This window comes from Bartonella sp. MR63HLJHH (assembly GCF_042194155.1).
GTDB classification, from domain to species: domain Bacteria; phylum Pseudomonadota; class Alphaproteobacteria; order Rhizobiales; family Rhizobiaceae; genus Bartonella; species Bartonella grahamii.
Window position 1 is genome coordinate 113,675 of sequence record NZ_JBHIMN010000003.1, and the last position, 21,397, is coordinate 135,071.

The window sequence follows — 21,397 nt, forward strand, 5'->3', positions numbered from 1 at the left end:
GACAAGGTATCTTTACTCCTGTAATATAAAATGCCGCAATTAATAATCGTCACTTTTTTCTGGAACAACCAAACCCTCAATACCCGCTAAAAGCTCTTCCTCTGACATATGATCAAATGAAGTACCTTCTTCTTGCGACGACGTATTAAAAACACTTTCAGCTTCACCTGAATGGGTAATAAATTCACTTGCCATTTCTGGCTCATCTACTTCCACATGCTTTTGCAGCGAATGAATAAGGTCTTCCTTTAAATCAGCAGGCGACAATGTTTCTTCTGCTATTTCACGCAAAGCAACAACTGGATTTTTATCATTATCACGATCAACCGTAATCTGCGCTCCTTGTGAAATCTGACGCGCCCGATGACCTGCTAAAAGTACCAATTCAAAGCGGTTGTCAACTTTATCAATACAATCTTCTACCGTTACGCGGGCCATTTATGCCTCTTTCTCAAATAAAAAAATTTAATAGCGGATAGAGGAGTATATACAATAATCAAAATAAAACACAAGAAAAACAACACAAACTTTTATATTTTTTGATTAAAGAACTTATTTAAGAAAATTCTTGGAAAATTTATAAAAATGTATAACCTATTCATGCTCGTTATCAAAGCTGCTCTTAAAAGCATTCCAATAGATTGGCTTCAAACAAGGGGAGGTCTTTCTTGACAAAATACTTGTCTGGAGTCTTCATCCTTTTAAAAGGAACACCAGCTGTTTAAAATCCTTTGCAATAACGACAGCCTTATGCATACTTTTTATGATAATATCTTTATTTAAAGAGAGAACTTTTTTTCTTTGAACATCATGTGTATTGTACTCTTATTCATCAAATAAATTACTGAAAGATTACCTCTCTGTACATAATAATTAGCAATAAGTTTATATTAAACTTTATTTATATTCATTATAGATTGTTTATCAAAACATAACCCGTCATATACGCTATACAAAGACTCAAAAAAATAGAAAAAATGATTGATGCCTAACACCACGAATAGCCAATTAACATCGCTTTGCCCAGAACCACCCCAAAATTGCAATTTATGTCCTAGGCTCCATCAGTTTATCGCTGACTGGCGTATCAAAGAACCAAGTTGGTATAACGCACCGGTGCGCCCCTTCTTTCCTTATAAAGGAGCAGACACAACGCGCCTTCTTATTGTCGGGCTTGCTCCTGGATTACGCGGAGCAAATCGAACTGGACGTCCATTCACTGGTGATTATGCTGGGCACTTACTTTATTCAACTTTAAAAAAATTTGGTTTTGCCCAAGGAACCTTTGAAGAAAGAGCAGACGATACTCTTGAGCTGATTGATGCAGCAATCGTCAACTCTGTTCGTTGTGTTCCCCCAGAAAATAAACCCACCGGTGCAGAAATTAACACGTGCCGCTATTTCTTCTCACCTCTTTTAACAAATCTTCCCAAACTTAAAGCCGTTATTACCTTAGGCACCATTGCGCACCATTCAACGATACGTGCCCTTAATGCAAAAGTTTTAGCTCACCCTTTTGGACACGGCGAAATTCATAACATCGGCAGATTACGCATCTTTTCGAGCTATCACTGTTCTCGTTATAATACAAATACTGGACGCTTGACAGACGCCATGTTTCACCAAATTTTTCAAGCAGCAAAAACATACTTAGATCAATGCTAAAACTGTTTTAAACCAGCGCTATAAATAAAGGATATCTAAATCGCATCCGTCATCCATATCTTTTTAAAAGTCTTGCTTTTTCACGTCCCCAATCGCGTTTTTTTTCCGTTTCGCGCTTATCATGAAGCTTTTTTCCCCGCGCTAGAGCAATCTCCAACTTAACACGCCCTCGTTCATTAAAATAAAGTTTAAGAGGAACAAGTGTCATTCCTTCACGAGACGTTGCATTAAAAAAACGTGCCATCTCACGTTTTGAAAGTAATAACTTGCGCAAACGTCGCGGTTCATGATTAAAACGATTAGCCTGCGTATATTCAGGAATATAGCTGTTTACTAACCATAATTCCCCATTCTCAAAACTCGCATAGCTTTCAGCAATATTGGCATGATTAGAACGTAAGGACTTTACTTCCGCTCCCTGAAGGACAAGACCGGCCTCGAGATTATTAAGGATTTCAAAATTAAAACGTGCTTTACGATTGTCAGCAATTATTTTCCGTACGGGCGCGTTCTTTTTTTTATTCATGGCTTTGTCAATATCATTTTATGCTTTTAAAATACCAGCATGACTGAGGGCTACATCAATAATCTTCTTTGTTCTTTCTGTTAATGGAACAATCGGAGAACGCACAGTATCACCACAAAATCCTAATTTTGCAGCAGCATATTTAATACCCGCTGGACTAGGCTCAATAAACACAGCACGATTAAGAGGCATCAAGCGATCATTTAATTCTCGTGCTGTTTTATAATCACCACGAAAACAAGCAGCTTGAAGCTCTGCACACAGCTTTGGAGCAACATTGGAGGAAACTGAAATACACCCCATACCTCCATGTGCATTAAAACCTAACGCTGTACAATCATCACCGGAAAGCTGTACAAAATCCTTCCCACACTTTTCACGTTGTTCACTAACGCGTTCAATTCTGCTCGTTGCATCTTTTACACCAATGATATTTTTAAAATCTTGATAAAGGTCTTTCATCGTTTCCACAGCCATATCGATAACAGAACGACCAGGAATATTATAAATTATAATCGGAATAGAAACAGCTTTGGCAATGGAAGAAAAATGTTTGTATAAACCAGATTGATTTGGTCTATTATAATAGGGAGTGACAACCAAAACTGCATCTGCACCAGCTTTTTGCGCGTATTGTGCAAGCTCTACAGCCTCACTTGTGCTATTTGATCCCGCTCCAGCAACAACAGGAACACGCTTTGCGACCTGCTCAACACACAATTCTATAATCCGCTTATGTTCTTCATGACTTAACGTTGCTGATTCACCGGTTGTCCCAACTGGGCTTACACCGTTAATCCCTTGTGTGATCTGCCATTCAATAAAATCACAAAACGCCTTCTCATCAATTTCGCCCTTATTATCAAACGGTGTAATAAGCGCAGTTATAGCTCCCTTGAGCATGATAAACTCCCTATAATATTCGCTTTTATTTTTTTAATAATCGCCTTTTATAAATTTTAAATAGAGCATAATCTTGCTCTATCATTGAAGCAAGATGAATTTCAAAAAAAGCCCTCATAAGATGAAAATGTCCCTCCTTAAATGTTGGACATTTGTTTAAAATAAACCGTCTATATTAACGCGTTTTTCATGCTTGTGTTCTATAAATCCTTAAGTTTTTACAAAAAGCAAGGTCTCAAGGTCTTTTCTCTATGCGTGTATTTTCCACCTCTCTTTTCGTATCAACCTTTACTGCACTTATACTGGCAATAAGAATTTTATTTTCAAGTGCATCCGCGCAAACACCTCTTTTGCACGGGAAAGCGCCAATCCCTTTGGTGCGCCCTACTCTCTTTCCCGAAAAAGGAGCTCAAGAGCCTCTTCCACAGATACACACGACATCACACAATACTGCTACACTTCAGCAACTGAAAGCTGGGCTAGATACACTAGCAAACAACAATATTGCAAAAACAATAAATCTTCGTAATTCAATGGAAAAACATAGCCTTGATCGTCATATTTTGACATGGGCGCTGGGGATATCAAACAAAGCTAATATACCAAGTTCTGAAATATTTAATGCAATCAACATGCTAAAAGGATGGCCCGGTATAGAAACGATGCAACGCAATGCTGAACGTGCTTTTCTTAACGAAACCAACCTCACACGCGCAATCATCCAAAAATTTTCTCATCACCCGCCCCAAACAGCGCAAGGAATGGCTCTCTTCGCTAAAGCACTTATTGCAACGGGACAAACCACTCGTGCTCGACACGTTATTGCGCCATGGTGGCATAAAACACAGCTTAATGCAAAAGAAGAAATATTTGTTCTTAAAAATGCAAGCGTTGCATTAAAACCCATTGATCATTTGAAACGCATGCAATTTATGCTGTATGCATATCGTTTTGATTCAGCAGCACGCGTTGCAAAATTAGCCCATGCTCAATCTCTTTTTGATGCTTTTGTGGCCGTTGAAAAAAATGACCCTAGAGCTACACAAAAATTAAAAGCTGTAGAGAGATCATGGCAAAAAGATCCTCTTTTTCAGTTTGCTCGAATACGCCATCTTCGACGAACAGAGCAATATAATGCAGCCGCAGCACTCATGATGAAAACATCAAAAGATGCATTCCGCCTTATGAACCCTCATTCATTGTGGAAAGAACAACGCGCCCTTTCTCGTGAAATGCTCGATTTAAACAAACCCAAAATTGCTTATCAACTCGTTGCAATGCACACTGGTATAACATCTGCATTAGCTATCGATGCTGAGTTTCATGCAGGATGGTACGCACTACGGTTTCTTCATAACCCTAAATTGGCAATGCAGCATTTTTCACGTATTCCTCAACTCTCTTCTTTACCTTTTTCTGCATCACGTGGATATTACTGGATGGGACGAACAGCAGAAACGCTAGAAGAACATAAAAATGCCCAGCAATACTTTCATCGCGCAGCTCATTTTGGTGCAACTTACTATGGTCAATTAGCCGCTGCACGACTCAACCAAAAAAAGCTTAAAGTTTCCTTTCCCAAACCAACAACCGCTGAGCGACAACATTTTAGTGCACGAAAAGCGATCAAAGCAATTCAACGTCTTGAAGCAGCCGGCTATGCTGATTTTGCTAAAATTTTTTATAGAGAGCTCGGAAAAAAAATAGAAAGCCCCGGCGAATTAGCCCTTCTGGCTGTTATGGCAGAAAAAAATGGAGACTATTATACCAGCCTCAAAATTGGAAAAATGGCTGTCTTTCAGGGAAAAAATGTCGGTGCACTCTCTCATCCTCTGGGAGCTATACCAGCTTCTACTAATATTTCTGTAGAAGAAAAATCGCTTATCTATGCCATTGCACGCCAAGAAAGCGAATTTAATCCAACAGCCATATCAAAAGCAGGTGCACAAGGTATACTCCAATTGCTTCCTACAACAGCAAAAGCATTGGCAAAAAAATACTCAATCGCATGGTCTCCTAAAAAATTTAGCAGTGATGCTCATTATAATGCAACATTAGGTGCCCATTTTCTCAATGAACAATTGGAACGTTTTAATGGATCCTATATACTAACTCTTATTGGCTATAATGCGGGTCCCCGTCGTGTCAATGAATGGATAAAACGTTATGGCGATCCTCGAGGACAATCTCTCGATAACGTCATTGATTGGATTGAGCGTATTCCTTATACAGAAACACGTAATTACGTGATGCGTGTCATGGAAAATTATGGTGTCTACAAAGCAAGACTCACTGGGAAAATAGATATAAAAACCGACCTGCTTTCTGGTCGACGGAAATAATATGCCTTAACTTCCCAAATGGTATTTGAAAGCGTTCATAAGAAATGTTTTTATTCCTTTTTAAATAGTATCCACATACCAACCTGCTTATGATGTATAAGCAAGTAATTTTAATTGATTCAGTATCAATAAATTCAAAATGAGAAAACCCTACGCTATCAGGGTCTTTTATTTCAAATACAAAATGATGAATTATCATTATAAATCAACATGTTGTACAAATAGTTCATTTCTTCTCAACATAAACGACAATATCATAGATGATTACAAATAGGTCATTTTTTTACTGTTGCTTATTAGTGTCAATATTCAAATCTTGTACAACAGCATATTTTAAGACTATTTTGTTCTGCTTATAACATTTCTATACCAAATAAGAGTACGTTATTATGTATATCGTTTGGATTATCTCTAATAACAGAAAGACAGACTCATTGAGTTAGAAAGCTTTAAAGACAAACAATTCTCTTCTACCCCTTCCCTTTTCATTCGGGTTTACGACTTTTAAATATGTCAATATCTTTTAATGATGAAGATAAAGCTTTGCTTTTTTTTCCCATTTTTACATATAAGCTCACATCCTTCACACAAAACAGAGCATCTCAAAATAGTATGTTTTTCTTATTTATATTCTTGTTTTATTTTAATGTTTCTAAGTCCATTTCACAACGGTGTATCTGAAAAGTATTTACGAAAATCCTCTCACGAATGGTATAAAAATCGATGAGACACGATTAACCTTTACTGAATAAAAGCTATAGCTCTATCATCCCTTAACTCCCAATGTTGCAACAGCCCTTTCATTTAGAACATTCATAAGAAGTATATTCACTGCTTTTTAGAAGTTTTTTACCCATACTCCCCCTTCAACTTGTGTCATAAGTAAGCGGATGGTTTTGATTGACACAACGTCAAAAAAATCGAACGAACTATATTTTAACTTTTATTCAAATTGTAAATAATTATTATAAATCAATATATTATAAGAATAAGCGCCCTATATAAAAAATCAGCTAAATATCAGGGATACTCTGATTATTTTATTCACTTTTGATGGTGGTGGTGGTGGAAAAGAACCAACGCGTTGAAGTGCCGCCATCGCTAATCGATCAAGTTCCGGATTACCAGCAGAGACTGCTACACGACTAGAAAAAATACTCCCCTGCTCACGCACCATAAATTCTAACTTCACCGTTCCTTTTGCACGACTGGTACGCTGTCCCACAATATAATTTTTTTGCCTTTCTAATTGTGACTGTACCTTTGCTAACCACTCCATTAACAACATATCTTCAAGCCCTGCCGTACCGACGCCCTTGTTGGTGGAAGAAGAACGTACCGCCTTTGCATTGGAGCGCTTTACTACAGCCTTTGGCATCGGTATTGTTTTTTTGATAAACGCTTTATGTTCCACTTTTTGAGGAAGGGGTTCTTCCAAAGACTTTAAGTCATCTTGTTCTATCATATGCTGAGGTTCTTCCGATTGAACTTCATCCACGGATTCCAATTCCTCTGACTCCTGCTCTAAAAGATCAGACTGTAATACTTTTGGCTCTGTATTAATATCCGACTCTGTATGAATATCTGACAAATCTGTATCAACATCCAGATAGATAGTTTCTTGCACAAAAGTCAGCTCAATCTCCGACGAGAGCAAGCCATTACCTACACCCGTACTTTGAAAATAAAATTGCGCTCCCAATAATACATGCAAAAATAAAGCTCCAACAAATGCACCAATCCAAAGAGTTAATAATTGCGTCGTATTTGCAAAATTCATCATTTCTTCTGCCACTATTTTAAGCTTAATATTGGTGTTCAATCTCATTAAAACAGGCTATTTTGAAATTGCAACTTTTTTCTTGACTGATTTTGTCATGTTTAATATGGTTTTCTAGTGATTTTGTCTTGTTGGCAAAATCATTTCTGCTTGGCTGGCAAGTTTTAATCAGCGGGTCCAGCCTTTTTGTATGTAAGTAAAATTTCAAAACAGAGAGGGGATGTTTAAAAAGGTTGTGATGTGTTATGCAAATAAGACGAAAAAATATCTATAAAAGCTGTGTGATTTTAAGTGCATTATCGGTCTGTATGCCTTCATTTGTTTTTGCACGAAATAAAGATGGAGGTGCTGTCACTGAACTCAAACCAATTGTTATTGAAGAGAAAAAAATAGGAACGGCCTTGGATTCGGTCAGTATTCTGACAGATCGAAAAACCGCGAAGGATATTCGTGAGAAGCAAATAACTGATGCCTATGATATTAGTCGTCTTTATCCAACCGTGGGGTATAACCCAAGCAATAACAGTTTTGTCATGCGTGGTTTAGAAGCAAACCGTGTTCTCACAACAATGGATGGTATTGTTCTTCCATGGTTCAATGATATATTGCGTGAGAACAGTGGTAACACAATGTTTGACTTTAGTGCGCTTTCCACACTTGATGTTATTCAGGGATCGGATTCTAGTCTTTATGGCTCTGGTGCACTAGGAGGAGTTGTTGCGTTGCGTACCCTTGATCCTGAAGATCTTATCACAGAAGGAAAAAATTGGGGTGGTCTTATAAGAGGTGGTTATCATTCTGTTGATAATAGTTGGCACGTAGATCAAGCTGTTGCAATGCGTGCTCAACAAACGTTTTTGCTTTTCCAAGGTTCTTATGCGGAAGGTCATGAGCGCAAAAATATGGGAACTCTAGAAGGCTATGAAGAGCGCACACGTAAAAACCCTGCTCATTTTGACCAAAATAATTTGCTCTTTAAAATTCACCAATACCTTGATGACAATCACCGGCTTGGTTTTACAGCAGAGCGTTTTGGTCACAATATTGATACACATTTATTGAATGCTTCTGACAGATATGCCCCTGGTTCCGTTTATGAGAAGGACGACAAACTCCGTGAACGCTTTTCTCTTTCTTATGACTATAACGGCAATGAAGATGCTATTTTTGATGCGTTTCGTGGACAGATTTATTGGCAAAGACAGTCAAGTCATGATATTACGACTTCATTTCGTGTTTCGGCACCCAAAGGGGATTTTTTGAGAGATAATTTTTTGCGTAATACCAATTATGGTTTCAATGCTGATGCTCTCAAGAAAGTTCATATTGGCACTGTAGATCATACGTTAAAGCTTGCCGCTAATGTCGTGTCATCTAAGTTTCATCATTATTTGTTCGGGAAAGATAATTGTCACTTGCCGGAAAATGCACGGGGGTGCCTCTTTGTACCCGCTAATCGGTCAGATTCACCAGATACAAATGGCTATAATTTGGGTTTTGTTTTTGAAGATGAAATTGGCTTTGCTGATAACCATTTCCGTATAACACCTGGAATTCGTTATGATTGGTATAAGTATATCCCTCAGAAAACGTCTTCTTATGAGAAAGCTCTGCTTTCTGACAAATTTCCTCCAGAAAGAAATGGTTCACGTTTTTCTCCCAAATTACGTGTGGAGTGGGATGTTCGTGATCAAGTAACGCTCTATGCTCAATGGGCACAGGCTTTTCGTGCACCACGTGTTGCAGAACTTTACGTCTCTTATATGAAACCCCCTGCTTATTACTCGAAGGGCAACCCTGATCTAAAAGCAGAAACGAGCAATGGGTATGATGTTGGCATAAGGTATGGAAATGGAAATTTCGGTGGTTCACTCAGTGCCTTTTTCAATCAATACAAGGACTTCATAGATACTGTGGATATAGGGCCATCAGAGGAATACCGATTGGGACGTCGCCATTATACAAATCGTGCGAATGTGCGTATTTATGGTGCTGAAGCAAAAATACATTTGGCTCTTAATGATGGATTCCATAGCAATTTTTCTCTTACCTATTCGCAAGGAAAGGATCTTGATAAAGATGAATATCTTAACTCAATTCCAGCTTTAAAAGTGATTGCTGGGATCGGATATGCAAAAGAAATCTGGGGAGCAGACGTCGTGCTTACCTCATCTGCCAAACGTGATAAAGTTGCTAAGGAATCGGACTATCAAAAAATTCCAGGTTATAATATTATTGATGTGTCAGGTTGGTTGAAGCCCTTTGGTGAAAAGGGTCCTGTTATAAGGGCTGGTGTTTATAATCTGTTCAATCAAAAATATTGGAATGTATCAGATCTTCCTTCCGATGACGGCTCAACGCCGAAGGATTATTATAGTCAGCCTGGTCGCAACTTTAAAGTTTCGTTCGTGCAAAAATTTTAGTCACTTTTGTTAACCATTAGATCAATTAAAAAGGTTATATCGATAAAAAATAAATTATTGCGTTTCTGTTCTCATTGTTCTTTGAACAACAAATTTTGAGGTTTGCGCTTTAACTCTTTGTAATTTATTGGTTTTTATTGTTCTATTGTTGATAAAATAAGGGCTTGTTTGGTGGTGAGTTGAACCATTAGTTGATAGTGGTTCGACTTACTTTTTTTGATTTGAAAAATTAAACAATTAACCTTTAAACAGGTAACATAAGGATAAGCCCATGTCATACACAGCCGAAATGATTATTCGCTTGCGTGAAGAAAAAAAAGAAATGCGTAACCGCGATTTCGCGGACTCTATTGGTATATCCGAAGCAGAACTCATTGCGGCTTATTGTACAATTGGAAAAGCAAAAAAACTACGCGCTGATGTCGCTACTCTCTTGGAAAATGCTCCTAAACTTGGAATAGTCATGGCATTAACACGGAATGAAAATGCTGTCCATGAAATAACAGGATGTTTTGAGAAGATTGTTCAAAGCCAGCATATTCCGATAACACTCGGTGAAATTGACTTGCGTATTTTTTCAAAACAGTGGAAGTTTGGTTTCGAGCATGACGTGACTATTCTCGGAACACCTATGAAAAGTCTGCAATTTTTTGATCAATATGGCATTGCTATTTTCAAACTCTATTCTCAAGACGCAACAAATATGGAAGAATGGGCTGCACTTGTTGAAAAGTTGCTTCATGACGATCAATCACCCGCACTTGATATTTCTCCCGTTCCTACTCCAGTACAATGTGATACGGCAAAGCTAGATGTTGAAAAGTTCCGAGATCGTTGGCGACAGATGACTGATGTGCATCAACTTCATGGAATTATTTCTGAACTGAAAATTAATCGACATAATGCTGTAAAACATGCCGGAAATGAATTTGCCGATGAGTTAAAAATAGAAGCTGTTGAGATGATGCTCAAACAAGTTGCGCAAGAAGAGTTACCAATTATGTGTTTTGTTGGAAATAAAGGATGTATCCAAATTTTCACTGGGCAAGTAAAGAATATTAAGCAAATGGGACCTTGGCTTAATGTTCTCGATCAGAAATTTCACCTCCATTTACTCGTTTCTGGAATCAAGAAGGTATGGCGTGTTCGCAAACCTACAATTGATGGGTATGTCAACTCACTTGAAGTTTTCGATAAAGATGATGAGATGATTATTCAATTCTTTGGCGTACGCAAGGAGGGCCAAAAAGAACGTGAAGATTGGCGCTCTTTATTGAATGGTTTACCATCGTGCCAAGAAAACAGCAGTAACTAAGATAAGGTAAGGTCAAACATGTTCATATCTCTTTTGCATAGGTTATCAAACCTTTTCCTTATGTGTTTACTGCTCTCTCTTACCTGTTTTTCTAAACAAGTGATTGCTGAACCCACAACCCGTTTTCCTGAAAATGCTCGAATTGTTTCTATCGGCGGAGCACTTACAGAAATTGTCTATGCATTGGGAGCCCAAGATCAACTTGTCGCCCGTGATAGTACAAGCGTCTACCCACAAGAAGCGCTCAAGCTTCCTGTGCTTGGATATATGCGTGCTCTTTCACCTGAGGGTGTTTTATCACTTGCCCCAGAGGGCATATTGCTTGTTGAAGGAAGCGGTCCCGCTTCAACAATTGATATTCTCAAAAAAACATCAATACCTCTGGTGATCATACCAGAAGACTACTCCCGTGAAAATGTGATAGAAAAGATTCGCCTCGTTGGCCAAGCTATTCATCGAGAAGTGCAAGCGGCTGCGTTAATTGAAAAATTGAAGCGTAATTTTTTAGAAAACGATGCGCTTTTGGCGAAAGTAACAACACCAAAGCGTGTTCTTTTTGTTTTCTCTGTGCAAAATGGACGCGTCATGGCATCTGGAACAGGTACTGCAGCTGATAGTATGATAAAACTTTCAGGTGCTATCAATGCTATCACCGATTATAAAGGATATAAACTTCTCAACGGCGAAGCGTTATTGAAATCAGATCCTGATGTTATCTTACTTGTAAAACATGGTGCAAGATCAACCAGCATTGATAAGATTTTAGCCATACCGGCAGTTCAAGCAACAACAGCAGCAAAAAATCATGCCATAAAACAGATGGATGCTATGTATTTTTTAGGATTTGGTCCACGCACTGCAGACGCATCAAGAGAGCTTATTGAGATACTTTATGGTGCAAATCAAAACGGTAAGAGCTGATAAAAATGGTAGACGGTACATCCATGATGCATTTACCTGAAGCAAAAGAAGGTAAAAAAATAAACCGTTCAAAGCAGGGAAAGATTTTATTATTAAGCTTAATAATATTCCTTATCTTTAGTATTTTTGGTGGGCTCTTGAATGGTGCCGCAAAGGTTTCTTTCGTTGATCTCCTCCATGTAATGCTTACACAAGATTTTTCAGTAAGTAGTAAAACGCGTGATTACCTCGTGCTTATCGACATAAGGCTTCCCCGTGTTATCTTTGGATTGTTGATTGGAGCAGCTTTAGCTGTCTCCGGTGTTCTTATGCAAGGGCTTTTCCGTAATCCTCTTGCAGATCCTGGAATTATAGGTGTATCAGCAGGTGCTGGACTTGGAGCAGTCTTAGCAATTGTTGTCGGTATTGCTTTTCCTGTTTCATTTGCACCTTTTCTAGAGCCTTACAAAGTTATCATAGGTGCTTTTTTTGGTGGACTTTTATCAACGATTATTCTCTACATAATAGCAACGCATAATAGCTTTACCTCTATTGCAACCATGCTGCTTGCTGGTATTGCTCTTGGTGCATTAAGCAGTGCAGTTGTTGGAACATTGATTTTTATCGCAAATGACCAACAACTCCGTGATATCACTTTTTGGAGTCTTGGCTCTCTTGCGGGCGCTACGTGGTTGAAAGTATGGCTCGTTCTCCCTTTCATCGTTATTGGTCTTCTTTTCTCTCCCTTTTTATCACGAGCACTTAATGCCCTTGCTCTTGGAGAAGCTGTTGCTGGCCATATTGGTTTCCATATTCAACGCGTTAAAAATATTGCTATTCCCCTTGTTGCTCTTATGTGTGGTAGTGCTGTTGCTGTCAGTGGTGGTATTGGTTTTATTGGTATTATTGTTCCTCATATTTTACGTCAACTCATTGGTCCTGATCATCGCTATCTCATTCCTTGCTCTGCTCTCTTGGGAGCAGCATTACTTATTTTTGCTGATACGTTTGCACGCTTAATTGTTGCCCCCGCAGAATTGCCAATTGGAATTGTAACAGCACTTTTTGGTGCACCTTTCTTTCTATGGATCCTTATATGCAAACGAGGAACAGACTTTTCATGATTGAAGCGACAAATATTTGTGTTCAGCGCGGAAAGAAGCAGATTCTTAAACACATTAATCTTCAAGCTAAAAGTGGTGCTTTTACCATTATTATTGGTCCTAATGGATCAGGAAAAAGTACTTTTATCAAAGCTCTGAGTGGTGAAATTCCTTACAGTGGAAAAATAACCTTAAATGGTTATAATGTATGCCAAACAAAAACTCATGAAATGGCGAAAATGCGCGCTGTACTACCACAATCAACAACGCTCGTATTTCCATTCTTAGTCCATGAAGTTGTAGGGCTTGGCCTTTCTGTAAACCAATTTACCATTGCCAAAGCCGAAGTGCAAAATCTTATCCAAAAAGCTTTAGAGTGCGTTGACCTTTCTGATTATGGCAACCTGTATTATCACCAATTATCAGGTGGAGAACAAGCTAGAGTACAACTTGCCCGTGTACTTTGCCAAATCTGGAAACCTGTTCATAATGGAATTCCTCGCTGGATGATATTAGATGAACCTATTGCTAGCCTCGATATTCAACATCAAATCATCGTTATGGATATTGCGAAACAATTTGCCCATTCTGGTGGCGGCGTTCTTGCTGTTCTTCATGACCTCAATCTCGCAGCACATTATGCAGATAACATGATTTTGCTCAAGGAAGGAGAGATTTATTGCGAAGGAAATGCAACTAACGTTTTGACAACACAAAATCTCCGCGATGTTTATCATTGTTCTTTAAACGTTTCTGAATTACCTAAAGAAGATATCCCATTTATACTCCCTCAAACAGCATCCTCCTATGAAATTAGATCTCTAAGCTATCGGTTTCAATCTAAAAACTAAAGTCCATAGAAAAATAAAACATGCAAATATTCAAGAATTTTTTTTATTTTTATATGAGTTTTTTTTGTCATCTGTCATTTTAAAAAAGAAGACCAAACACCCTAAAGATATTTTGGGAAAAAACTACTAGTTTAAAATTTTTTAAGATTTTACATAACTAAAAACATGTGAAATTTTGTTTTGCTATCACACTGTTAGATAATACTAATTTATACAACATAAATATGCGTTTTCCCACTCTTTCTATCACTTTTATCTTTATAAAAATGATTCAAGAAATGCGTACAAATGCCTTTGTTATAATAATGGGGTGTATTATTTATATCTTCTAAGGACCATGTAGAAATCAAGTACCTTTCTCCCATCCATAAAAGATTTATTTGTAGCTGTAATGGTAATATTTTCTTTATAACACATATAATTTAGCTTTTTGTATAAATAAATATTGATTTATAATGATATTCTTTACTTTTCTCTCTCTATTTTAAAAAAATGTTCATTGGCATATCACAAATAATTAAACTATTGAATAAAAACTTTAAAATAAATTCAATAACGCTTCTTATAAGCCCCCTAATGCAAAAACAGTGCGAAATATAGGGATGAGGAGAGAGATAGCGTTTGTCTGCTGCTTCACAAGCATAACGATGATTCCACTCAAGGAATACTATCATTTACAGGTAAGGCCTACACCATAGCAATGCAAAGAAATGAAATCGACAACAATATGAGAGATATCTTTATGAGATGAATTAACTCATACAGGGGTATGCTGTTTTTGCACAAAAAACGCTAAAAATATTGTACTTTTTTATGCCTCAGGTTGAATAATTTTATCACCTTACCCCCTATCAAAACACCTTATGAAAAAATATATCTCCAGATCTCTTCACGGCACAGTTTAAATGATTGTTACACATTTTTCCTATGTTATCATACAATTATAAAAAAGTTATGATTTTCTTTTTCTTATAATAAATTATATCCTTAACTCTTTCTTTCTATCATTTTAAAATTGTTTTTTGACTCTCTCAAGTATCGTATTAACAATATAGATTTCCTCTTCATGTATATGTATATGAAGATAACGCGGAATTGCTCCGCGTTAACAAAACTATCAGGGTGTATGGATTATTATTACTCAAACATACTCATGATTTTATAGCGTAGACAACGGTTGCATTAACAGGGCGCGTTTCTGCCTCACCCGTATGGGAAAGAGTTACCTTGTGTGTATGTGCACCAGCAGAACCTGTTCTCCCTTTCAGGGTCGCATTATAAGTATAGTGATTCGGTAGTCTCCCAATATCACCAACTGGCCATCCTACCCCTTGATACTCAAAATTATGCGCATGCTCGCCTGCATTTTCAATACTCCCAATATGCGTATGTGATTTTATGCTATCTTGTTGTTCATCTGCAAATTTTCTACCACCATCTAAACCCCGACCATTATCAAAGCCGCGTAAAAACATGCCTCTAAAATCAGGAACTTTAAAAGTTTTATTGCTGTCTTTTCCCCATTTATCACCTATTGCGTTGAATAACTGCGGATAATCTTCACGCTTATAGGCCTTACCATCACACAAAAGCCAACCATTTGGCACATTTTGCATAGCAAATGTTGCAATGAATCCAGAGGGGAAACTTTCTATCTTTGGTGGTGTAGGATTTAATAAGTACCACCCCTCATGCTCTTTTATTAAAACACCATTATTGTATACCATTTCATAAATGCCATCTGTTTGAAGTTCTCCACCTTCTAATGGTATAACCCCCGCATCAGTTGCTTTATAGATAAGCTTTTCTCCTATATTATTAACAGTTATTTTTGTCGCGCCAATATTTACACCACAAGCTTTAAAACGTATGATGATATCATTGTTGTATTTCTTTATAGGCGAAACTGTCTTTAAGGTAATTAATGTTGTTTTATCTTCCACATTTACTATAAAGCTTGAATTAATAGATCCACCATTATCTGCAAGATATTCACGCACGCGCTGCATCATCGCCCGTGCACTATCATTAACAGAACTAGGCGGCTGACCTTCTGCCCAATTAATGATACTATCTGAATAAGCATTTTCATCAGCCTTTAGAGACCAATCGTAAATATTAGACATTATAAATCCCCCATTATTTTCATAGTTTTTTTTAACAAATTCTCGTTCTGTGCACTAAAATGTGCTGCCGCTGTTGATTGGTACATCATAATCACTGCACCATCCGTATTTACGCATTTTACCTCTCTTCACTCCTTACAATTTAATAACCTAAATTCACCAGATGCTTTTCATAACATTAGTATTAATGTTTTCTCTTCTAATGTGTAATGTAACACCTCATCTGATGTTACTTAATATCTTGTTTTGTTGCTTTGCTGTTGTTATATAATTATTTTTTAAATCTTGCATCTTGTTGCAAAATTTATAAATACTGTTCAAAATTTTCCTTATTATGGATTTCATACAACCATTATCGAATGTAATAACTTATCATCCACATAGAAAGTTTCTGATTTAAACATTATCTTTTTTTATTTTTTTCAATAGTTTAAATCTATCGCGTCGATATTTTAAAACAAAGAAACTCTATCTTTTGGCTATCACTTGTATTAAAATTTTAAAAGTTAGCTTCAACTTCGTTGCATGCTTCATTATGTTTTTATTCACATGCAGATGCTTTGTTCTATTTTATTCAATTTATTCCTGAAATTGTGTCACAAGGTCAGCACCAATGTTTTTTTGAACAAGCTTTTGTCTAATCTAAATGCACCATAGAGAATATATTCAATATGGACATTTCTTCACACTTTCATTGAACTGGAAATGAAATACTTTGAAATACTAAAGAAACACCACACACCCTCACCAAATCTGAAGGTTGTATCCAATCCGGAAAATATTAAAAAACATAACCTAGCATCCTCCCCCAATTTTTATGAACAATACTCTTGTTTTTTTAAACGCCCCGTAATCAAATTCTCCCCTCCCGCACTTAGCATATCTCTATATATATTATTATATGTATATTTTTTTTGCAAGAATAATAAATCATTCTCAACAACATCTTGCAATTATTGGTGCTCTTCTCTATTCTTTCCGGCGTTTACCTCATTATTTAGTATAAGTGCACTACTTAAAAATGATTTTTTTAACAAGATCTAAAAGATAAACTGTTTTTTATATCTTTCATAATGTTCATAACCAGTTTTATAGTATTAGTGGGACAATACAAAGCGATTATAGAATGCTATAATAGTGTAGATAAAGAATTCACTAACGAATTTACCTATGAGTCTCTTGTTAACACATTTGTCTATCTCTGGGGTATACCAATCATCTTTGCCTGTATAGCTGCAGCTTTTATATGGCTACCAATTGTAACATTGCTAATAATAGCAATATTAGTGGGAATTTGGTTACTCCTCCTCATAATTCCCTACTTATTCCAAAATTAGTTTTTGGCTTTGTTAATCATTATCATAATAATTCTTTGTTTGCGTTTGTTTTATTTATTACCTATTTTAGTGTTTAAAAAAATTTTGACGCAAATTTACTCAATTTTTCTCTTGTTGTCTTATAATAATAAGAGCACTTCATTATAATTAGAAAGCTTTTTGTATATAATTAGTGATTTCTTATCTGTAATATTGTTGCACGATATCACATGACTCTTGAATAACTTTACCTTGAAAACAAAGAGTTTTATGTCTCAAAAAATGAATTTTTGCCTCATCTTAAGCTAAAACACAGCGCTTTGTGCGCATTTCTATTGCAAACTAATTAATGAATTTACGTAGTACTTTATGCTGAGATACATCCTTTTGCTTTCCTCTCTCTTCCAACTCTTTAAAAGTGTTGATGACATTTCAAGATGAAAAGCCTTTGTTTATTTTCATCATCATTTTTTAATTCCGCTTTACGATTTTTAAAACATTCAAGGCAATTTATTTTTAATAATGAAGATTAGGTATTGTTTCACGCTTTTGTTTATCGCATTCTTAATGGGAACATCCCCTCATGAAAAATAGAATGCCCCACACAAAATATAATGATATTGCATATCACGCACTTTTTAAAGAAATATTGCTTAAAATATACTCCGTTCATTTTACGACAGCGCACGTCAATGATACAATGATAAGCCATTACAGATCATCATCTTTAAGCTTTTGAAGATACAAGCTAGAACCCATTATACATTTTGTTGGTCCCCACATTGCGATAGTCCTCGCATCTGAGAATGTTCATGAATGACTTTTGGCTTCCTTTCTTCAAGTGTTTTGCCCCATATGCTCCCACTGATGACGTGCAAGAAGTGATTTTATATGAAAAGATGTATGATGAAAGAATCTTATGGTATTCTGAGTTATTACTTTAATATGAAAAAAATCTCGATCAGAGCTATAAACTATCTAATTTTTCCTTGATAATCCGTTTTTAACTTTATTCTTGTTTATAAAAGCTTCAGTATCATAGTTTATCACTTCATAATATCTATTTTCACTCTTAAAAAACACACCAAAATCGTTTAAATATATTTTTATGATTGACAATATAGATATTTAAGCCAACCATATTCGTATTAACAAAAATACTTTAAGTGGGAGGAGGCATGCAAATATTAGAATAGATATTGTATCAATTTTTCAAAATAAATTTTCTTGAGCTTTATTGGGTTTGCTTTGCTATAAAGCAATACTATTTCTATTCATCCGCATGCTCGTAATTGATAATTTGAATACATCCCCATTAACATCGCAACCTATTTTTGAACTCTGTATCTATAAGGAAAAAGTTTGTGCAGAAAAATACTCCATCAATCAGTTGTAGCCCCTTTCCCGCTTCACGCAAAATTTATCAACAAAGTCCTATCTTTTCTGATGTGCACGTACCATTGCGTGAAATTTCACTGACTGATGGCAGTGATGAGAAACCTTTAAACGTTTACGATACTTCTGGCCCCTACACAGATAAAAATATGATCATTGATATTACAAAAGGCTTGCCAGCAATTAGCTTGCCTTGGCTCTCTAAGCGGGATGATACTGAAACTTATCCTGCACGATTAGTTAAACCTGAAGATAATGGATTGGCTTCTGATAAAAACCTTACACCAACCTTTAAACAAAAACGTCCCATTTTACGAGCAAAAAATGGCAAAGCAATTACACAAATGGCTTATGCGCGCGCAGGCATTATTACAGCGGAAATGGAATATGTGGCTATACGAGAAAATGAAGGATTAGCAGTAAAAGAACGGCAGAATGTACCATCAAATGAAACATTTTCTGGATCAATACCAGAAATTTATACTGCCGAATTTGTTCGCAATGAAATTGCTTGTGGACGCGCCATTATTCCACAAAACATTAATCATCCAGAGTGTGAACCCATGATTATTGGGCGTAATTTTCGTGTTAAAATTAATGCCAATATTGGCAATTCAGCAGTGACTTCATCTATGGAAGAAGAAGTTGATAAAATGGTTTGGGCCATTCGCTGGGGAGCAGATACAGTTATGGATCTCTCAACAGGTCGAAATATTCATAATATTCGTGAGTGGATTATTCGAAATGCCCCTGTTCCCATTGGGACTGTTCCACTTTATCAAGCACTTGAAAAAGTACAGGGTATTGCCGAAAACTTAACATGGGATATTTTCCGTGATACCCTTATTGAACAAGCAGAGCAAGGTGTTGATTATTTTACCATTCATGCGGGATTAAGATTACCTTTTATCCCTTTAACCGTTGATCGGGTAACAGGTATTGTTTCACGAGGTGGTTCTATTATGGCAAAATGGTGCTTGCATCATCACAAAGAAAGTTTTCTTTATGAACATTTTGATGAAATTTGTGATATTGCACGCACGTATGACATCTCTCTTTCCTTGGGAGATGGATTGCGCCCTGGCTCTATTGCCGATGCCAATGATGAAGCCCAATTTGCAGAGCTTAAAACTTTGGGAGAATTGACAAAAATTGCTTGGGAAAAAGATGTACAGGTTATGATTGAAGGTCCTGGGCATGTCCCAATGCACAAAATTAAAGAAAATATGGAGCAACAATTAGATCTCTGTCACGAGGCGCCTTTTTATACTTTGGGACCTCTTACAACCGACATTGCTCCTGGTTATGATCATATTACATCAGCAATTGGTGCCGCTATGATTGGATGGTTTGGAACAGCTATGTTGTGTTATGTAACGCCTAAAGAACACCTAGGACTCCCCGATAGGAATGACGTAAAAACTGGTGTGATCACTTATAAAATTGCTGCTCATGCCGCTGACCTTGCCAAAGGTTTGCCTAGAGCACAATTGCGCGATAATGCTCTTTCGCGTGCACGATTTGATTTTAGATGGCATGATCAATTCAACCTTTCTCTTGATCCGGAAACAGCCTGTGCCTTTCATGATGAAACAATGCCTAAAGAAGCCCATAAATTGGTACATTTTTGTTCCATGTGTGGACCAAAATTCTGTTCTATGCGTATTTCTCATGATATTCGTGAGGCAGCAGCAATAAGAAAAACAAAAGGGGAAGGTATGATCGCCATGGCCGAAAAATATCAAAAAAATGGTGATCTTTATATGGAAATCGTTTCTCCTCAAAAAGAGAAAGTAAACAGTTGAAGAACATTCTTATCAAAGGTGCAGGTGTAGGCGGCTTAACGGTTGCCTTTATGTTACAGCGAAAAGGTGTTTCTGTTACTATATCAGCTCCCCCTCATTCTCCTATAGGAAGTGCTAGTTGGTATGCAGGAGGAATGCTCGCACCTTACTGTGAGAGAGAAAATGCGGAACAGATTGTTGAAGATCTTGGTATACAAGCTATACAGTGGTGGCGTAAAATGCTCCCCAACCTTGTCATACAAAAAGGCACTTTAGTGGTTGCACCTACACGAGATAGAGGAGAGCTTGAACGATTTTCTGGGCGCACGCATAATCACAAAACCATAGATAATACAGAAATAGCTCATCTTGAACCAGATCTTGCGGAACGTTTTAACTGTGCGCTCTTTTATGAAAATGAAGCCCATATTGATCCTCGCAAAGCACTTATGGCTTTAAAAGAAAAGCTTCTCAACAATGGAGCGTGTTTTGTTGATGTAGAGACGGCTGAAACAAATTTTGATATTGTTATTGATGCGACAGGAATAGCCCGTTTAGGAAAAGATAAAAATATACGGGGCGTACGCGGCGAAATGCTTCTCGTGCGCTGTACCGATATTAAAATTTCGCGTCCAATTCGTCTTCTTCATCCACGGTTTCCTCTCTACATTGTACCTCGACAAGATAATATCTTTATGATTGGCGCAACAATGATTGAAAGTGACTTTGATGGTGCAATCTCAGTGAGATCAATGATGGAACTGCTCAACGCGGCTTATACTTTACATCCTGCTTTTGCTGAAGCAGAAATTATTGAATCTGGTGTTGGTGTTCGTCCATGTTATCCTGATAACTTCCCTTCTGTGCATAAAGATGGTAATTGTATTTCTATTAATGGATTTTATAGACATGGTTTTCTTTTATCTCCAGAAATGGCAAAACGAGCAATGAAATTGGCATTGGAATAA

At 36.9% G+C, this 21,397-nt stretch carries 14 protein-coding genes; 9 read left to right on the top strand and 5 right to left on the bottom strand.

Features of this window, described 5'->3' with window-relative positions; all coding sequences use genetic code 11:
• Positions 1–39 precede the first annotated feature (39 nt).
• Positions 40–438: a DNA-directed RNA polymerase subunit omega gene (rpoZ, locus tag ACFIKQ_RS03065; protein ID WP_273791104.1), complete on the bottom strand. Its 399-nt coding sequence runs from the start codon at positions 436–438 to the stop codon at positions 40–42.
• A gap of 546 nt (positions 439–984) precedes the next feature.
• Between rpoZ and ACFIKQ_RS03070 the strand changes: the two genes are divergently transcribed.
• Positions 985–1,665 (top strand): uracil-DNA glycosylase, encoded by a 681-nt coding sequence (locus tag ACFIKQ_RS03070; RefSeq protein ID WP_375635834.1) that lies wholly within the window; start codon positions 985–987, stop codon positions 1,663–1,665.
• Between the two features lie 49 nt (positions 1,666–1,714).
• Here the strand turns inward: ACFIKQ_RS03070 and smpB are convergent, their stop codons facing one another.
• Together smpB and dapA are read right to left on the bottom strand one after the other, a co-directional pair.
• On the bottom strand, positions 1,715–2,191 hold the full coding sequence (smpB, locus tag ACFIKQ_RS03075) for an SsrA-binding protein SmpB (RefSeq protein ID WP_012231306.1): 477 nt from the start codon (positions 2,189–2,191) through the stop codon (positions 1,715–1,717).
• Between the two features lie 18 nt (positions 2,192–2,209).
• Positions 2,210–3,094, bottom strand: a complete 885-nt coding sequence (gene dapA / locus ACFIKQ_RS03080) for a 4-hydroxy-tetrahydrodipicolinate synthase (RefSeq protein WP_375655878.1) — start codon at positions 3,092–3,094, stop codon at positions 2,210–2,212.
• Positions 3,095–3,345: 251 nt separating this feature from the next.
• Here dapA and ACFIKQ_RS03085 point away from each other — a divergent pair, with 251 nt between their 5' ends.
• Positions 3,346–5,436 carry a lytic transglycosylase domain-containing protein gene (locus ACFIKQ_RS03085; protein ID WP_375655880.1) on the top strand — a complete coding sequence of 697 codons (2,091 nt, stop codon included), beginning with the start codon at positions 3,346–3,348 and terminating at the stop codon, positions 5,434–5,436.
• A 1,009-nt stretch (positions 5,437–6,445) separates the two neighbouring features.
• Here the strand turns inward: ACFIKQ_RS03085 and ACFIKQ_RS03090 are convergent.
• Positions 6,446–7,216, bottom strand: coding sequence for a cell envelope integrity protein TolA (locus ACFIKQ_RS03090; protein WP_375655937.1), 771 nt, complete (start codon positions 7,214–7,216; stop codon positions 6,446–6,448).
• 245 nt (positions 7,217–7,461) lie between these two features.
• Between ACFIKQ_RS03090 and ACFIKQ_RS03095 the strand changes: the two genes are divergently transcribed.
• From ACFIKQ_RS03095 to ACFIKQ_RS03115, 5 genes are all read left to right on the top strand, one after another.
• The gene (locus tag ACFIKQ_RS03095) at positions 7,462–9,639 is read left to right on the top strand and encodes a TonB-dependent hemoglobin/transferrin/lactoferrin family receptor (protein ID WP_375655882.1); all 2,178 of its coding nucleotides are present in this window, start codon (positions 7,462–7,464) and stop codon (positions 9,637–9,639) included.
• A gap of 271 nt (positions 9,640–9,910) precedes the next feature.
• Entirely contained in the window at positions 9,911–10,954 is a 1,044-nt protein-coding gene (locus tag ACFIKQ_RS03100; protein ID WP_375655884.1) for a hemin-degrading factor, read from the top strand.
• A gap of 18 nt (positions 10,955–10,972) precedes the next feature.
• The gene (locus ACFIKQ_RS03105; RefSeq protein WP_375655886.1) at positions 10,973–11,875 is read left to right on the top strand and encodes a hemin ABC transporter substrate-binding protein; all 903 of its coding nucleotides are present in this window, start codon (positions 10,973–10,975) and stop codon (positions 11,873–11,875) included.
• A gap of 5 nt (positions 11,876–11,880) precedes the next feature.
• On the top strand, positions 11,881–12,978 hold the full coding sequence (locus tag ACFIKQ_RS03110) for a FecCD family ABC transporter permease (protein WP_375655888.1): 1,098 nt from the start codon (positions 11,881–11,883) through the stop codon (positions 12,976–12,978).
• Complete coding sequence (locus tag ACFIKQ_RS03115; RefSeq protein ID WP_375655890.1) at positions 12,975–13,808, top strand: heme ABC transporter ATP-binding protein; 834 nt, start codon at positions 12,975–12,977, stop codon at positions 13,806–13,808. Before ACFIKQ_RS03110 ends, ACFIKQ_RS03115 begins: the two co-directional genes overlap by 4 nt.
• A gap of 1,151 nt (positions 13,809–14,959) precedes the next feature.
• On the opposite strand, the gene ACFIKQ_RS03120 is transcribed toward ACFIKQ_RS03115, so the two are convergent.
• The gene (locus ACFIKQ_RS03120) at positions 14,960–15,934 is read right to left on the bottom strand and encodes a phage tail protein (protein WP_375655892.1); all 975 of its coding nucleotides are present in this window, start codon (positions 15,932–15,934) and stop codon (positions 14,960–14,962) included.
• Positions 15,935–18,614: 2,680 nt separating this feature from the next.
• Here ACFIKQ_RS03120 and thiC point away from each other — a divergent pair.
• Positions 18,615–20,450 (top strand): phosphomethylpyrimidine synthase ThiC, encoded by a 1,836-nt coding sequence (gene thiC / locus ACFIKQ_RS03125; RefSeq protein WP_375655893.1) that lies wholly within the window; start codon positions 18,615–18,617, stop codon positions 20,448–20,450.
• A complete protein-coding gene (thiO, locus tag ACFIKQ_RS03130) occupies positions 20,447–21,397 on the top strand; it encodes a glycine oxidase ThiO (RefSeq protein ID WP_375647035.1) in 951 nt (316 codons plus the stop codon). Before thiC ends, thiO begins: the two co-directional genes overlap by 4 nt.

Coding starts and splice junctions, on each gene's coding strand:
- rpoZ (WP_273791104.1), bottom strand. CDS start 438: ATGGCCCGCGTAACGGTAGAAGATTGTATTGATAAAGTTGACAACCGC.
- ACFIKQ_RS03070 (WP_375635834.1), top strand. CDS start 985: ATGCCTAACACCACGAATAGCCAATTAACATCGCTTTGCCCAGAACCA.
- smpB (WP_012231306.1), bottom strand. CDS start 2,191: ATGAATAAAAAAAAGAACGCGCCCGTACGGAAAATAATTGCTGACAAT.
- dapA (WP_375655878.1), bottom strand. CDS start 3,094: ATGCTCAAGGGAGCTATAACTGCGCTTATTACACCGTTTGATAATAAG.
- ACFIKQ_RS03085 (WP_375655880.1), top strand. CDS start 3,346: ATGCGTGTATTTTCCACCTCTCTTTTCGTATCAACCTTTACTGCACTT.
- ACFIKQ_RS03090 (WP_375655937.1), bottom strand. CDS start 7,216: ATGAATTTTGCAAATACGACGCAATTATTAACTCTTTGGATTGGTGCA.
- ACFIKQ_RS03095 (WP_375655882.1), top strand. CDS start 7,462: ATGCAAATAAGACGAAAAAATATCTATAAAAGCTGTGTGATTTTAAGT.
- ACFIKQ_RS03100 (WP_375655884.1), top strand. CDS start 9,911: ATGTCATACACAGCCGAAATGATTATTCGCTTGCGTGAAGAAAAAAAA.
- ACFIKQ_RS03105 (WP_375655886.1), top strand. CDS start 10,973: ATGTTCATATCTCTTTTGCATAGGTTATCAAACCTTTTCCTTATGTGT.
- ACFIKQ_RS03110 (WP_375655888.1), top strand. CDS start 11,881: ATGGTAGACGGTACATCCATGATGCATTTACCTGAAGCAAAAGAAGGT.
- ACFIKQ_RS03115 (WP_375655890.1), top strand. CDS start 12,975: ATGATTGAAGCGACAAATATTTGTGTTCAGCGCGGAAAGAAGCAGATT.
- ACFIKQ_RS03120 (WP_375655892.1), bottom strand. CDS start 15,934: ATGTCTAATATTTACGATTGGTCTCTAAAGGCTGATGAAAATGCTTAT.